Source organism: Niveispirillum sp. CC-CTL257, from assembly GCF_059489915.1.
Genome location: NZ_JCAJXE010000004.1, coordinates 1 through 16,371, shown reverse-complemented (window position 1 = coordinate 16,371; position 16,371 = coordinate 1). Strand labels below are relative to the sequence as shown.

Annotated in this window: 8 protein-coding genes; 5 read left to right on the top strand and 3 right to left on the bottom strand. The window is 62.2% G+C overall.

Annotated elements, in window-relative coordinates:
• Positions 1-91 precede the first annotated feature (91 nt).
• Positions 92-976: a hypothetical protein gene (locus ABC729_RS20860; protein WP_495609534.1), complete on the top strand. Its 885-nt coding sequence runs from the start codon at positions 92-94 to the stop codon at positions 974-976.
• 13 nt (positions 977-989) lie between these two features.
• On the opposite strand, the gene ABC729_RS20855 is transcribed toward ABC729_RS20860, so the two are convergent.
• Positions 990-1,691, bottom strand: coding sequence for a hypothetical protein (locus tag ABC729_RS20855; protein WP_495609533.1), 702 nt, complete (start codon positions 1,689-1,691; stop codon positions 990-992).
• Between the two features lie 180 nt (positions 1,692-1,871).
• Here ABC729_RS20855 and ABC729_RS20850 point away from each other — a divergent pair, with 180 nt between their 5' ends.
• From ABC729_RS20850 to ABC729_RS20840, 3 genes are read left to right on the top strand one after another with little or no spacing between them, the layout of a single operon-like run.
• On the top strand, positions 1,872-2,831 hold the full coding sequence (locus ABC729_RS20850) for a UDP-glucuronic acid decarboxylase family protein (RefSeq protein WP_495609532.1): 960 nt from the start codon (positions 1,872-1,874) through the stop codon (positions 2,829-2,831).
• Between the two features lie 35 nt (positions 2,832-2,866).
• Entirely contained in the window at positions 2,867-4,831 is a 1,965-nt protein-coding gene (locus ABC729_RS20845) for an O-linked N-acetylglucosamine transferase, SPINDLY family protein (protein WP_495609531.1), read from the top strand.
• Positions 4,828-6,687 (top strand): O-linked N-acetylglucosamine transferase, SPINDLY family protein, encoded by a 1,860-nt coding sequence (locus tag ABC729_RS20840; protein ID WP_495609530.1) that lies wholly within the window; start codon positions 4,828-4,830, stop codon positions 6,685-6,687. The genes ABC729_RS20845 and ABC729_RS20840 overlap by 4 nt, the downstream gene beginning before the upstream one ends.
• Positions 6,688-6,705: 18 nt before the next feature.
• Here ABC729_RS20840 and ABC729_RS20835 read toward each other — a convergent pair whose 3' ends face one another.
• Together ABC729_RS20835 and ABC729_RS20830 are read right to left on the bottom strand one after the other, a co-directional pair.
• Complete coding sequence (locus tag ABC729_RS20835) at positions 6,706-8,124, bottom strand: HlyD family type I secretion periplasmic adaptor subunit (protein ID WP_495609529.1); 1,419 nt, start codon at positions 8,122-8,124, stop codon at positions 6,706-6,708.
• The gene (locus ABC729_RS20830; protein WP_495609528.1) at positions 8,121-10,211 is read right to left on the bottom strand and encodes a peptidase domain-containing ABC transporter; all 2,091 of its coding nucleotides are present in this window, start codon (positions 10,209-10,211) and stop codon (positions 8,121-8,123) included. Before ABC729_RS20830 ends, ABC729_RS20835 begins: the two co-directional genes overlap by 4 nt.
• Positions 10,212-10,726: 515 nt before the next feature.
• On the opposite strand from ABC729_RS20830, the gene ABC729_RS20825 reads away from it, so the two are divergent.
• Positions 10,727-16,371, top strand: a 5,645-nt coding sequence (locus tag ABC729_RS20825; protein WP_495609527.1) for a beta strand repeat-containing protein, incomplete at its 3' end; no start/stop codon positions are given.

Genomic DNA, 16,371 nt, shown 5'->3' with positions numbered 1-16,371 from the left:
GTGCAATGGGCATGTCAAGACTGGACACCACCCACCCAAGGCGCTACACACCCTCATGTGTCCATCAACAACATCTTCGAATATAATAAATATGGTTAACGATCAACCATCGATCCTGCCGGGTCAAGCCGCACCAGTGGATAATAAACAAAGAATTTTGACGTTATTATATATAGAAAAAAACCAGACGGATATTTTTAAGTTACTCCTGGAGATACGATCCAAACTCGATTCAGAACTTCAAAGTAAATTCCCAGGCTCCAAGGAGAAATTCTATCCACTAGGGCGCTGTTTGGAAATCACGGAAGCAGTGCATGCGGCACTGATGCTGCGTATTCAAAATCCAAAACGGCGCGCGGAACGCGCCCTTGCGGATTTCGTCGCGGCGGGCGGTATCGTTCGGCCCATCTGGGGGGCATTGCGGGAACGGTTTTTTCAAAACGCCACACAATTTGGCGCGCTGTATGTCGACGTTGCGAACGATACCGTTTCGGTGGTCAAGCCAAAGGTGGAGATCCTTCCTCTTGAGCAATGTGGTTTGGTCCCGTTGCACGACATTGAACATTTTCAAAAGATCGCGCGGCGGTACTGGAAGGCGGAACTCTACGTCAACACCATCGTCCCAAGCCTAGCCCCGATATTGCCGATGATCAGCGTCACGGAATATGGTCACGCGCAACTTGTCCCCGCTGCCGACTATATGATGGAACTGGCTATCCGCGACCGCTTCCAAGACGCCCAAACCTGGATCGCAACGGGCCCTGCCCCACCGCCCAATGTCGTTCAGGCGTTCCAGACGGTGGTGCCACCGCATTTATGCGCACCGATGGACATGGATGCGAGGCAAGCTGCCGTGCGGGCCTGTATAGAAGCTCGCGACCGCCAGGACCGCCTCGACCCTGACTGGCGGCGGGACATCATTGAGAAATATAACCAGTTCAACAGCTACATGTCGGCCAAAGGACGCGCGGCTTAAAGGCCCAAGCTGCTTATGGCGGGCTGTCCAACGCGAACAGCAACACCAGCCCACCTGCATCCTTGCCTACGCCCGCCTGCCGAAGGTCCAGTGACCGGCAGGCGGGCGCCATCGGTGCCGCCACGGCACTGTTGACGAACCGGGCAAAGACATCATCGCTCATGTCGCGGTTGCCCCCCATGAAGGCCGCCCCTCGCACCTGTCCGTTGGCAGGGTCGAAATAGATACCGATCTCGGCCCGGAAACTGCCGGCCCCGCGCGGCAGTGATGGAGGTTCCCAGCAATCCATGATCTGACTGCGCAGCAACGGACCGGACTTGCCCGACAGGTCATCAATCTTCGCCCAATTGACGGGGGGGGCCGGCACCTCCGCGATGGTCGTCTCACCCTGCTGGTGGCTGGGCGGCGGGGGTGGCAGTTTCGCCGTCGGGGTCGGTTTGGCCTTTGGCGGCGCGGGTGGCTCCTTGGGGGCCTTAGGCGTCAGCGCTTCGATGCGGATTCGCGCCAAGGCGGAGAAACGTCCCGCCGGATAGGCATGCAGATAGGCATAATATTCAGCCGGATCCTTGGCATCGCGCACGCTTTCCCAGAAAACCAGTTCCGGATCGGCCGGTGCTGGAACGGGTGGCGCCGGCGCTGGCACCGGCGGGCTGCCGCACCCGGCCAGGGCCAGAAAGCCGGTCAATACAAGGCAATGGCGAAGGGTTATGGCCAAGGAAACACCCTCTGGGCAGCGACGGCGGCAGCACCCGCGGCCATCTTTGATCGACGCGGACAGGATCGGCAACGCTTACCCTTGGCATGCCCCCCCTGCGCTGGGTTATAGATTAAGCATGTTCCTCATGAAAGGCCCGCCATCAAGCGGCGTCTTCGCGGATGACCAAGAAGGATAAGCATGAAACGCGCACGCAAGCGGGTACTGGTGGCCGGGGGCGCTGGTTTTCTGGGGTCACATCTGTGCGAACGACTGCTGAATGACGGGCACGAGGTGCTCTGCGTCGATAATTTCTTCACCGGCTCGCGGGAGAATATCCGTCATCTGCTGCCGAATCCCTATTTCGAGGTGATGCGCCACGACGTCACCTTCCCGCTTTTTGTGGAGGTGGACGAGATCTACAATCTCGCCTGCCCCGCCTCACCCATCCATTATCAGTTCAATCCCGTGCAGACGACGAAGACGTCGGTGCATGGCGCCATCAATATGCTGGGCTTGGCCAAGCGGACGAAGGCGAAGATTTTCCAGGCCAGCACGTCAGAGGTCTATGGCGATCCGACAGTGCATCCGCAGACCGAGGAATATCGCGGCAATGTGAACCCGATCGGGCCCCGCGCCTGCTACGACGAGGGCAAGCGCTGTGCGGAAACCCTGTTCTTCGACTATCACCGCCAGAACGGCGTGAACATCCGCGTGGCCCGCATCTTCAATACCTACGGCCCGCGCATGCACCCCAATGACGGCCGCGTTGTCTCGAACTTCATCGTGCAGGCCTTGCAGGGCCACCCGATCACTATCTATGGCGAGGGCACGCAGACCCGGTCTTTCTGCTATGTCGAAGACCTGATCGAAGGCTTCATCCGTCTGATGGCCGCCCCCGACGAGGTGACAGGCCCCATCAATATCGGCAATCCGGGCGAATACACGATCCGCCAGTTGGCGGAGAATGTGGTGCGGCTGACGGGAGCCAAATCGGAATTCGTCTGGAAACCCCTGCCGCAGGATGACCCCCTGCAGCGCTGCCCGGACATCACCAAGGCCAAAACCCTTCTGAACTGGCAGCCTACCGTCCAGCTGGAGGAAGGGTTGAAGCGCACCATCGCCTATTTCGCCGATCAGTTAGGCGTACCCACGAACTGACCGCCGCCCCCGCCAACTGCCGCGTTGCCGTCGCCATGGACATCATCGAACTCTTCACCTACGCCCACACCGTCGAGAAAGAGCAAGGCATTGAAGCCGCGATCCGTCTTTATCAGGAATGGGTGAAAGATCACGCCGAAGACCCGACCGTACATGCGGCATGGTTCAATCTTGGCTCCTTGCAGTTGGGGGTGAATGACAATACCGCAGCACTGTTCTCCTTCAATGAATCGGTACGGCTGAGACCGGATTTCATACCGGGCGTCATCTCCCTCGGATCGGCTCTGGAGCGGGTGGGTCAGGTTGATCTTGCCCTGCAATATTGGGAACATGCCATCGCGGCACTGGCCAATGTGAATGCCGAGACAATCAACTATAAGATGACGGTGCTGAAACAGATGGCACGCGTCCGGCAGGGACGACAGGAGTCGGCCCTGGCAGAAGAAGCGCTGCGCCGCTCGTTGGAAGTCGCTCCCTATCGGCGGGAGGAAATGCAGCATTGGGCCAATGTGCGGCAACGGCAATGCAAGTGGCCTGTGCTGCAATCGTTCGGCCCCGTGACCGGGGCAAAGATCACGGCGACCCTGGCCCCCCTTACCATGGCCTATTTCACTGACGATCCGATCCTCAGTCTCGCCAATGCCTATTCGCATAGCCGGCACGATATCGGCTGGCCGGAAACCTTCAAGACCAGTGCTGATTTCAAGCACCGTCGGCGGGCCGCCGATGGACGGTTGCGCATCGGCTACCTCTCGTCGGATCTGCGCAACCACGCCATCGGCCACCTGACGGTGGAAATGTTCGGCCTGCACGACCGGTCAAGGGTAGAGGTGACGGCCTTCTATTGCGGCGTCAAACTCCATGATGAGATCATGCGGCGCATCAAAGCCTCCGTCGATCACTGGCATGACGTGAACGACATGGATGACGCGACAGCCGCCGCCCTGATTGAGGAATGCGGCATCGACATCCTCGTCGATATCAACGGCAATACGCGCGACGCACGCACTGGTGTGCTGGCCCGCCGCCCTGCCCCGGTCATCGTGAACTGGCTGGGCTATCCCGGCACCATGGGCAGTCCCTATCATCACTATATCATCGCCGACCCGGTGATCATTCCGCCAGGGTCGGAACGCTACTACACCGAACGGGTCGTTCGCGTCCCCTGCTATCAGCCCAATGATCGGCACCGTGTCATCTCACCGGTCCCGCAGACGCGGGCGCAGCACGGTCTGCCGGAAACGGGGGTGGTGTTCTGCTGCTTCAACGGTCAGCAGAAAATGACCCGTTTCAATCTGGCCCGCTGGCTGGAGATTCTGCAAAGGGTCGATGGCTCCGTCCTCTGGCTGCTGCGGGGCAGTGACGAAGGCGACAATCGCCTTCGGGATGAGGCTGCTAAGGCCGGCATTGATCCATCCCGCCTGATTTTCGCGCCCTACGCCGCCAATGTTGACCATCTTGCGCGCTATGTTGTGGCGGACCTTTTCCTGGATAGCAGTCCCTATGGCGCCCACACCACCGCATCGGACGCCTTGTGGATGGGTATACCGGTTCTGACCGCGCCGGGGCGCGGTTTTCCGTCCCGCGTCTGCGCCTCGCTGGTCACGGCGGCGGGCCTGCCGGAGTTCGTTTGCGACGGTCCCCGGGCCTATGTAGAGACAGCGGTTCGTCTGGGCCATGACCCAGCCGCACTCGCCGCCGCCAAGGCCAAGCTGCTGGAACTGCGGCACCGGTCGGTGCTGTTCGACACGAACGGCTTCGCCCGCTCGATGGAAGACGCGTTTGACAGCATGTGGGCCGAATGGGAAGCCGGTGACCTGCCGGTTCCCGACCTCACCAATCTCGACCTCTACCTGGAAATCGGCAGCGCCATGGATCATGACGCGGAGGAGTTCGGCTTCCTGCCCGATTATGAGGAACGGTACCGCAACGTCCTCGCGCGGCGTCACGCCCTGACGCCTGTCCCCTGGGATCAGCGACTCTGGACAAAGCCGGCATGAGCGGCGGCCCGTCCGCCGTGGACGTCCTTGTCGCCCAGTTGCGCGCCGCACCACCGGGAATGGCGCCCGCAGAAGAGACGACACGCACCGCGTGGCGAGAATGGCTGAACGGTCTGGCCGTCTTGGATTTCATGGCGGCGCTGGCACAGGCGGAACCGCTGCCCAACCGGCATTGGGCCGCCGATATGATGTATGAGTGGCTGCTGCAGCCCGCCAATGGCGGCAATGCCGCCGCCGCCATCTGGTACAATCTGGGGGTGGAACTGGCCGCGCGCGGCGATACTGGTTCGGCCGTGACCGCCTATGCCAATGCCCTGCTGCTGCACCCCACCTTGTGGCAGGCCGCCATCAATCTGGCGGGTGTCCAGGAAAAGGCCGGCGATCCCACGGCATCGCTGTTCACGCTGGACGCAGCATTACAGGATACCGAGGCCAGGGTAAATCTGCTCAACCAGCGCGGCCGCCTGCTGGAGAAGCTGTACCGGCTGGACGAGGCTGAAGCCACCTATTACCAAAGCCTGCTGACAAATCCCGATCAGCACGAGGTGCTTCAGCATTGGTCCTTCGTCCGGCAGAACATGTGCGCCTGGCCCTTGTTCGGTGCCGGTGTGCCGGGCCTTTCGGAAGGACAGTTGCGTGACCGCTGCGGCGCATTGGCGACGCTTGCCCTGGCTGATCGCATCGCCGTGCAGCGGCAGACCGTGCAGTCCTGGCTGGACCGGCGTCTCACACCCGCGACCCGACCGCTGGCGCCCGCCGGCGGCTATCACCATGACAAGCTCCGCATCGGGTACATGTCGTCGAATTTCGGCAGTCACGCCATGTCCTACCTGATCGCGGAACTGTTGGAACGACATGACCGCGACCGGTTTGATATCTACGGCTATTGTTCCAGCCCCGAGGATGGCAGCGAGATGCGCATGCGCATACTTGCGGCATTGGACCATTGCCGTCTGGTCCGTGACCAGAACCATGAAGCGCTCGCCCGGCAGATCAGGGCGGATGAGATCGACATACTGATCGACCTGAACGGCATTACCGAGGGTGAACGGCTGGACGTGCTGCGCTGGAAGCCGGCGCCGGTTCAAATCACCTATCTTGGCTTCATCGGCCCCATCCCGGTTCCGGAGCTGGATTACCTGCTGACCGATGAATATGCCATCCCGCCGGCCGTCGCTGATCAATACTGGCCGCGCCCGCTTTATTTGCCCGGCGTCTATCAGGCCAATGACAGCCAAGCCATGGCCTTGCCGGTATTGTCCCGTGCGATGGAGGGTTTGCCGGAAGACAAGTTCATCTATTGCTGCTTCTGCGGACCCTACAAAATCTCGGAAGCGATGTTCGCCGCCTGGATGCGGATTTTGGCGCGCGCCGAAGACAGCGTCCTGTGGTTGCTGGACGACAATAAATGGGCCGTCGCGAACCTGCGGCGGCAGGCGCAGGCGCAAGGTATCGACCCGGACCGCCTTATCTTCTCCTCGCGCGCCGTGCCTGGGCATTATCGCGCACGCATGGCGCTGGCCGATCTGTTTCTGGATACAACGCCCTACAATGCCGGAACGGTGGCCAGCGACGCGCTGCGCATGGGGCTGCCGGTTCTGACCCTGTCACGCGAAACCTTTGCCAGCCGGATGGCGGGGTCGTTGCTGCTGGCCATGGGTCTGCCCGAACTGATCACCACAAGCGATGACGCATATATCGACCGGGCTGTCGCCTTATATGCGGACCGCACTCTGTACGATGCGATCCGCACCCGCACGTCGCCCGCACGCTGGCGGGCGACACTGGGCGACACCGAAAATTTCACGTGCGGCTTTGAACTTACCTTGGAACACGTGGCCATCCGTCAGGCATAGCGCTTCGACCCTGTCTGGTCACGGTTCCTTCAAGGACTCGTCCAGACCGCGCAGCACGGGATAGAGGAAGTAAGACATCAGGCTGCGGCTGCCGACCTTGATCTCGGCCTGCACCACCATACCGGCGGTCAGCGCCGCCCCTTCCGGCATCCGCTCCAGCCGCAGACTTTCCAGATCCACCTGCGCGCGGTGGACATAGGCGCCGGCGACCGTGGGGCTGCGCAGGGCGTCAAGCGCCTCCGCTGATCCTGGGACGAAGCTTTGCCGCGACACGGACCGCAGACGGCCTTTCAGCATGCCATGCCGCTGGAACGGGAACGGTGCCACCTTTACTTCCACGGGATCGCCAGCCTTGACATAGCCGATGTCCCCGGAATCGATCACCACCTCGGCGATCAGCGGTGTCTCCAGCGCCACCAGGGTGATCAACGCTTCAGCCTCCCGCGCGATGGAGCCGGGCGACAATCTGGCGACCTCCTGCACGATGGCGTCGGCGGGAGCTGTCAGTTCGACCAGATCGTTCCGGCGGACGGCCTTCGCCAGGTCCTCATCCACCTGCGCCGCTTCGCGGCGTGTGGCGACCAGTTGCTCCAGCAGTTGTCGTTGCCAGTCATCCACAAAATTGCGCCGCTCAGCCTTGCGCGCCGTAAGATCGGCGCGCAGTTCCTGGATGCGGTTGGTCGTGGATTGCAAGGACCGCTCCGTCTCCAGACGTTGCGCCTGCGCCTCAAGCAATTGCAGACGCGATCCCGTCTGCGCCTTGTACAATTGCGCACGCAGGTTTTCGACATCGCTGTAGACGGCCAACTGCGCCGACAGCGATTTCTCATCGCCCTCCGATGCGCGCAGGGATGCTTCCGTGCTGGCGATGCCGCCATCCAGACTATCCAGTCGTGACCGGTATTGCGCCTGGCGCTGTGCATAGAGACTGGCCTGCAACGCCATGTCGGGATCGGCGTCTGTCGGTCCAAAGCCCTGGATCGGCTTGCCAGCGGCCTCCGCCTCCAGCCGACGCAGTTCCGCAAACAGGGCGCGCTGCTGCGCCGATAGAGCGCTGCGGTCGGCCAGGGTGAAAGTCGGGTCCAGCGTGGCCAGCACCTGCCCCTTGCGCACGATATCACCGGCCTTCACCCGGACATCGCGCATGATGGACCGCTCCAGCGGCTGCATGACGATGGGTGGGGCCTGGGTAGCCAGACGGCCCGTCGCAACCACGACTCGGTCCATCTGCACGAAGCAGGAGATGAGGGCCAGCAGCGCCAGCATCCCAGCCGCGATCAGATGCGGCGCACCCAGGATGCGGGGGGGCGGCTCCCGGATGATGATTTCCAGTTCGGATTGGAACTCCACTGCCTCCGGCGCCACATGCAGCCGGGGCGCCGGCGTACCGTAGAACCGCCTCCAGCGCTCGCGAAGTTCCCTGAACGGCCCCGTCATTGGATGTGCTGTGTCTGGGTTTGCCATAGGTGCCGATAAATGTCGCAGCGTTGCAGCAGGATGGAATGCGGGGCGCAATCAATCAGCTTGCCCTGCTCCAGCACGATGATCTTGTCAGCCTGCACCAGCGATGACAGCCGGTGGGAGACAATGACCATGGTACGGCCTTCAGCGATGCGCGTCAGGTTCTTCTGAACGATAGCCTCGCTGTCAGGATCAAGCGCGCTGGTTGCCTCGTCAAAGATCAGAAGACGCGGATGGGTCACCAGGGCGCGGGCAATGGCGATCCGCTGGCGTTGTCCACCGGAGAAGTTGGAGGCGTTCTCCTCAACCATCGTGTCATAGGACATGGGCAGCCGGTCAATGAATTCATCGGCACCCGCCATCTGGGCGGCGTGCAGGATTTCATGCAGCGGCGCGTCGGGACGGGCGGCTGCAATATTCTCACGGATCGTACCACGGAACAGAAGGTTGTCCTGCAGCACCACACCGATGGATTTACGCAGATGATCCAGTTCTATATGACGCAGATCGACGCCGTTCAGCTTGATGAGGCCTTCCTGCGGCAGATGAATCGACTGGATCATCCGCGTGATGGTGGTCTTGCCCGATCCTGACCGGCCGACCACGCCCACCACCTGCCCTTCCTCGATATCAAACGAGACGCGGTTCAGCGCGGGCGTGGCGCCGGGGCTGTAGCGGAAAGTGACCTCATCAAACACCATCTGGCCGGTAATGACGGGGCGCGACTGCCGGGAATGGCCGCTGCGCTCGGGTTCGGCATTCATCACCTCGCCCAGCATTCGCACCGACAGGTCCGCTTCCTGATACTCATTGATCAAGGCGACCATCTGCAGCAACGGGCCCGTGACGCGGCCCGACAGCATGTTGAAAGCGATCAGGGCGCCAAGCGTCATGGCGCCGTCGAACACTTGCACCGCGCCAATGGCCAGAACGCTGATCTGCATCAACTTTTCAAGCCCGGCGGTCAGGACCCCGCCAAGCACACCGATACGGCCGACGGTGGCATGGCGGCGTACCGCCTGCGCCACCTTCATATCCCAGGTCTGCTGCCGGTTATGCTCCAGCACCAGCGATTTGACCGCACGCATGGAGTGTAGTGTCTCCACCAGATGCGCCTGACGCCCGGCCTCCGTCTCGTAAAGACGTCCCAGATGCAATCTGAAGATCGGCACCATGAAGCCGATGACGCCCGCAATGGCGACGGAGAAGGCCAGCACTACACCGGTTAGCAGACCGCTGTAGAAAAACAGCAGCACCAGCAGCACAGGCAGTGTGATGGCATCAAGGAAACATTGGAAAAGCCGACCTGTCAGGAAGTGGCGAAGCTTCTCGGTCTGCTGCATATGCCGCGTGAGCACGCCGGCGCTGCTGCGCTCGAAAAAGCTCAGCGGCAGCGACATGAGGTGCTGGAAGGTACGCGACGTCAGTTTCGCATCGATCTTATTGGACGCCAAAATCATCAAATTCTGGCGCACATAACCGAAGAAGCCATCAAAAACCGTCAGCAACACGTAAATAAGAACGATGACGAACAAGGTCTGATAACTGTGATGGGTGATGACCTTGTCGACCAGAACCTGAAACATCATCGGCATGACCAGACCGATCAGGTTGGCCATGATCGCCGCAATGGCAACCCCCCGGAAGAACTTCGCATTACGAAGGATTTCCGGAAAGAACCATCGGAATCCGAACGGCTGGTTCTCATCCATCAGCGCCCAGACGCGCTTGGCCAGAATGACCTCGCCCGTCCAGCTGGCTGTGAACTCCTCTTCCGGGACGAACTTTACGCCCTCGGCTTCGTGCATCGGATCCAATATGGCGGCCGACATCTTGCCGCTCACCGCCATGGCATAGGCAAGAATGACCCAGCTGCCATCTTTCCGGATCGCAATTGCCGGGTAAGCACTGCCGAGATGGCAGGCGGAGTTCCAGCTCATCCGAACCTTACGACCCTTCAGGCCCGCGCCATGCATGGCCTTCAGAACCGCTGGAACTGGATCGGCCGGCGTATCGGGCGGCAACTCGTCCGGATGAAGCTGCACGCCATGGTGCAACGCCATCAGAAAAAGACACCGCAAAACCGTCATGTAGGGGGACAATCGCCACGTCCATCGGCAAAAAGGGGACTATTGAGGGGGCAAGCTAATGCGATTCAGCGATACACACGACAAAAAAACGACAAGCCCGCCGCAGGCAGATCGCTTTTTGACTGCCGCTCGGGGCCGGGAATCGCCGTAATCGGGTTACCTCGTTTGAAACTGATGGTGTCGGGCTTGTTTCGGCGGGGTTAGGCCGAATGTAACTTGACTCAATCGGCGGATCAGTATTCTATCCACACTGACCCAAAAAATTTGGGCGCCTATACCAAAAGGGGAATGAACACGACCGCAAGGTGCGTCGCTTTGGCGTGCGCTTTCGGATTGGGTGCTTTTCCGGTTATCGGCTCCAGATTTTGTGGGTTCCGTACAACGTGGCACAAACCTTGCTTGGTGGTGTGCATGCTGTTCGGAAGGATGGTTTTCCAGGCAGGGAAGTCTGTCCGTTATCCACTTTATAAGCATTCGGAGTCGTAGCCATGTCGATCATCTCGTTTCTGACGACCACGCAGATCGGTCAACTGAGCACGACAGCGCTTGCTGCGTGGACCACAACGGACCTTCGAACGCTGAATTCGACACAGGCGGGTGGCCTGTCGACGACTCAGTTCGCCGTCCTCTCGACGACGCAAGTCGGTGCACTTCAAACGACGCAGCTCTCAGGCCTGGCGACCACAACGATTGGGGCGCTCCTGACGACGCAGCTTAATGCGATCAGCACGACCAATCTTCCAGGCATTTCGACAACGCAGTTTGTGGCTCTCTCCACCACTCAGGTAGGTGCACTCTCCACGACGCTTGTCCGCAGCCTCAGCACGACTTATGTCGCCAATCTGACTTCCACTCAGGTCGGCGCGCTGAACAGCACGCAGCTGGTCTCGCTCACCACCACCCAGATCCAGGGCCTCGACACCACCGACGTCGCCGCCCTCTCCACCACCCAGATCACCACCCTCACCACCACCCAGATCACCTCGCTGAACAGCACACAGTTCGGCGCCGTCGAGACGACCGATCTGGCCGTGCTGACCACCACCCAGTTCCGGGTGCTCAATACCACCCAGATCGCAGGCCTGACCTCAACACAGGTCGGTGTGCTCTCCACCACCCAGGTCGGCGGCCTCACCACCACCCAGGTCCGCGCCATTGAGACAACCGATCTGGCAGCCATGAGCTCCACCCAGATCGGGGCCATGGGCACCACGCAGGTTGCCGCGCTCTCCACCACCCAGGTGGCAGCGCTGGAGACGACTGACGTCGCCATCCTCAACAGCACCCAGCTGAACGCTCTGAATGCGACCCTGGTCGGCTCCATCACCACCACTCAGCTGGCCGTGGTCTCCACCACCCAGATCGGTGCCCTGGGCACCACGCAGATCCGTGGCCTCAATACCACCCAGATCGCTGCCCTCAGCTCCACTCAGGTCGGCACGCTGAACAGCACGCAGCTGGTCTCGCTCACCACCACCCAGATCCAGGGCCTCGACACCACCGACGTCGCCGCCCTCTCCACCACCCAGATTGTCTTCCTGTCCACCACCCAGATTGCCAAGCTCAGCAGCACCCAGTTCGGGGCCATTGAGACGACCGATCTGGCCGTGCTGACCACCACCCAGTTCCGGGTGCTGAACACGACGCAAATCGCAGGCCTGACCTCCACTCAGGTCGGTGTGCTCTCCACCACCCAGGTCGGCGGCCTCACCACCACCCAGGTCCGCGCCATCGAGACAACCGATCTGGCAGCCATGAGCTCCACCCAGATCGGGGCCATGGGCACCACGCAGGTTGCCGCGCTCTCCACCACCCAGGTGGCAGCGCTGGAGACGACTGACGTCGCCATCCTCAACAGCACCCAGCTGAACGCCCTGAATGCGACCCTGGTCGGCTCCATCACCACCACTCAGCTGGCCGTGGTCTCCACCACCCAGATCGGTGCCCTGGGCACCACGCAGATCCGGGGCCTCAATACCACCCAGATCGCTGCCCTCAGCTCCACCCAGGTCGGCACGCTGAACAGCACGCAGCTGGTCTCGCTCACCACCACCCAGATCCAGGGCCTCGACACCACCGACGTCGCCGCCCTCTCCACCACGCAGATCACCACCCTCACCACCACTCAGATCGGGGCACTGAACAGCACACAGTTCGGGGCCATTGAGACGACCGATCTGGCCGTGCTGACCACCACCCAGTTCCGGGTGCTCAATACCACCCAGATCGCAGGCCTGACCTCAACACAGGTCGGTGTGCTCTCCACCACCCAGGTCGCGGGCCTCACCACCACCCAGGTCCGCGCCATTGAGACAACCGATCTGGCAGCCATGAGCTCCACCCAGATCGGGGCCATGGGCACCACGCAGGTTGCCGCGCTCTCCACCACCCAGGTGGCAGCGCTGGAGACGACTGACGTCGCCATCCTCAACAGCACCCAGCTGAACGCCCTGAATGCGACCCTGGTCGGCTCCATCACCACCACTCAGCTGGCCGTGGTCTCCACCACCCAGATCGGTGCCCTGGGCACCACGCAGATCCGTGGCCTCAATACCACCCAGATCGCTGCCCTCAGCTCCACCCAGGTCGGCACGCTGAACAGCACGCAGCTGGTCTCGCTCACCACCACCCAGATCCAGGGCCTCGACACCACCGATGTCGCCGCCCTGTCGACCACCCAGATCGTCTTCCTGTCCACCACCCAGATCGCCTCGCTGAACAGCACACAGTTCGGCGCCGTCGAGACGACCGATCTGGCCGTGCTGACCACCACCCAGTTCCGGGTGCTGAATACAACGCAAATCGCAGGCCTGACCTCAACACAGGTCGGTGTGCTCTCCACCACCCAGGTCGGCGGCCTCACCACCACCCAGGTCCGCGCCATCGAGACAACCGATCTGGCAGCCATGAGCTCCACCCAGATCGGGGCCATGGGCACCACGCAGGTTGCCGCGCTCTCCACCACCCAGGTGGCAGCGCTGGAGACGACTGACGTCGCCATCCTCAACAGCACCCAGCTGAACGCCCTGAATGCGACCCTGGTCGGCTCCATCACCACCACCCAGCTGGCCGTGGTCTCCACCACCCAGATCGGTGCCCTGGGCACCACGCAGATCCGTGGCCTCAACACCACCCAGATCGCTGCCCTCAGCTCCACCCAGGTCGGCACGCTGAACAGCACACAGCTGGTCTCGCTCACCACCACCCAGATCCAGGGCCTCGACACCACCGACGTCGCCGCCCTGTCGACCACGCAGATCACCACCCTCACCACCACCCAGATCGGGGCACTGAACAGCACACAGTTCGGGGCCATTGAGACGACCGATCTGGCCGTGCTGACCACCACCCAGTTCCGGGTGCTCAATACCACCCAGATCGCAGGCCTGACCTCAACACAGGTCGGTGTGCTCTCCACCACCCAGGTCGCGGGCCTCACCACCACCCAGGTCCGCGCCATCGAGACAACCGATCTGGCAGCCATGAGCTCCACCCAGATCGGGGCCATGGGCACCACGCAGGTTGCCGCGCTCTCCACCACCCAGGTGGCAGCGCTGGAGACGACTGACGTCGCCATCCTCAACAGCACCCAGCTGAACGCCCTGAATGCGACCCTGGTCGGCTCCATCACCACCACCCAGCTGGCCGTGGTCTCCACCACCCAGATCGGTGCCCTGGGCACCACGCAGATCCGTGGCCTCAACACCACCCAGATCGCTGCCCTCAGCTCCACCCAGGTCGGCACGCTGAACAGCACACAGCTGGTCTCGCTCACCACCACCCAGATCCAGGGCCTCGACACCACCGACGTCGCCGCCCTCTCCACCACCCAGATCGTCTTCCTGTCCACCACCCAGATCGCCTCGCTGAACAGCACACAGTTCGGCGCCGTCGAGACGACCGATCTGGCCGTGCTGACCACCACCCAGTTCCGGGTGCTCAATACCACCCAGATCGCAGGCCTGACCTCCACTCAGGTCGGTGTGCTCTCCACCACCCAGGTCGCAGGCCTGACCACCACCCAGGTCCGTGTCATCGAGACAACCGATCTGGCAGCCATGAGCTCTACCCAGATCGGCGTGCTGACCACCTCACAGATCAAGGCGCTCACCACCACCCAGGTGGCCGTGCTGGAGACGACTGATGTCGCCATCCTCAACAGCACGCAGCTGAACGCCCTGGCCACAAGCCAGGTCAGCAGCCTCACCACCACCCAGCTGGCCGTGGTCTCCACCACCCAGATCGGTGCCCTGGGCACCACGCAGATCCGTGGCCTCAACACCACCCAGATCGCTGCCCTCAGCTCTACCCAGGTCGGCACGCTGAACAGCACGCAGCTGGTCTCGCTCACCACCACCCAGATCCAGGGCCTCGACACCACCGACGTCGCCGCCCTCTCCACCACCCAGATCGTCTTCCTGTCCACCACCCAGATCGCCTCGCTCAACAGCACACAGTTCGGCGCCGTCGAGACGACCGATCTGGCCGTGCTGACCACCACCCAGTTCCGGGTGCTCAATACTACCCAGATCGCAGGCCTGACCTCCACTCAGGTCGGTGTGCTCTCCACCACCCAGGTCGGCGGCCTCACCACCACCCAGGTCCGCGCCATTGAGACAACCGATCTGGCAGCCATGAGCTCCACCCAGATCGGGGCCATGGGCACCACGCAGGTTGCCGCGCTCTCCACCACCCAGGTGGCAGCGCTGGAGACGACTGACGTCGCCATCCTCAACAGCACCCAGCTGAACGCTCTGAATGCGACCCTGGTCGGCTCCATCACCACCACTCAGCTGGCCGTGGTCTCCACCACCCAGATCGGTGCCCTGGGCACCACGCAGATCCGGGGCCTCAATACCACCCAGATCGCTGCCCTCAGCTCCACTCAGGTCGGCACGCTGAACAGCACACAGCTGGTCTCGCTCACCACCACTCAGATCCAGGGCCTCGACACCACCGACGTCGCCGCCCTCTCCACCACCCAGATCGTCTTCCTGTCCACCACCCAGATCGCCTCGCTGAACAGCACACAGTTCGGCGCCGTCGAGACGACCGATCTGGCCGTGCTGACCACCACCCAGTTCCGGGTGCTGAATACAACGCAAATCGCAGGCCTGACCTCAACACAGGTCGGTGTGCTCTCCACCACCCAGGTCGCAGGCCTGACCACTACCCAGGTCCGCGTCATTGAGACAACCGATCTGGCAGCCATGAGCTCCACCCAGATCGGCGTGCTGACCACCTCACAGATCAAGGCGCTCACCACCACCCAGTTGGCCGCGCTGGAGACGACTGATGTCGCCATCCTCAACAGCACCCAGCTGAACGCCCTGGCCACAAGCCAGGTCAGCAGCCTCACCACCACCCAGCTGGCCGTGGTCTCCACCACCCAGATCGGTGCCCTGGGCACCACGCAGATCCGTGGCCTCAACACCACCCAGATCGCTGCCCTCAGCTCCACTCAGGTCGGCACGCTGAACAGCACGCAGCTGGTCTCGCTCACCACCACCCAGATCCAGGGCCTCGACACCACCGATGTCGCCGCCCTGTCGACCACCCAGATCGTCTTCCTGTCCACCACCCAGATCGCCTCGCTCAACAGCACCCAGTTCGGGGCCATTGAGACGACCGATCTGGCCGTGCTGACCACCACCCAGTTCCGGGTGCTCAATACCACCCAGATCGCAGGCCTGACCTCAACACAGGTCGGTGTGCTCTCCACCACCCAGGTCGGCGGCCTCACCACCACCCAGGTCCGCGCCATCGAGACAACCGATCTGGCAGCCATGAGCTCCACCCAGATCGGGGCCATGGGCACCACGCAGGTTGCCGCGCTCTCCACCACCCAGGTGGCAGCGCTGGAGACGACTGACGTCGCCATCCTCAACAGCACCCAGCTGAACGCCCTGAATGCGACCCTGGTCGGCTCCATCACCACCACTCAGCTGGCCGTGGTCTCCACCACCCAGATCGGTGCCCTGGGCACCACGCAGATCCGGGGCCTCAATACCACCCAGATCGCTGCCCTCAGCTCCACCCAGGTCGGCACGCTGAACAGCACGCAGCTGGTCTCGCTCACCACCACCCAGATCCAGGGCCTCGACACCACCGACGTCGCCGCCCTCTCCACCAC

Bases quoted from the DNA above. Each gene is read 5' to 3' on its own strand.
- ABC729_RS20830 (WP_495609528.1), bottom strand. From the start codon at position 10,211: ATGGCGTTGCACCATGGCGTGCAGCTTCATCCGGACGAGTTGCCGCCC.
- ABC729_RS20840 (WP_495609530.1), top strand. From the start codon at position 4,828: ATGAGCGGCGGCCCGTCCGCCGTGGACGTCCTTGTCGCCCAGTTGCGC.
- ABC729_RS20845 (WP_495609531.1), top strand. From the start codon at position 2,867: ATGGACATCATCGAACTCTTCACCTACGCCCACACCGTCGAGAAAGAG.
- ABC729_RS20835 (WP_495609529.1), bottom strand. From the start codon at position 8,124: ATGACGGGGCCGTTCAGGGAACTTCGCGAGCGCTGGAGGCGGTTCTAC.
- ABC729_RS20860 (WP_495609534.1), top strand. From the start codon at position 92: ATGGTTAACGATCAACCATCGATCCTGCCGGGTCAAGCCGCACCAGTG.
- ABC729_RS20850 (WP_495609532.1), top strand. From the start codon at position 1,872: ATGAAACGCGCACGCAAGCGGGTACTGGTGGCCGGGGGCGCTGGTTTT.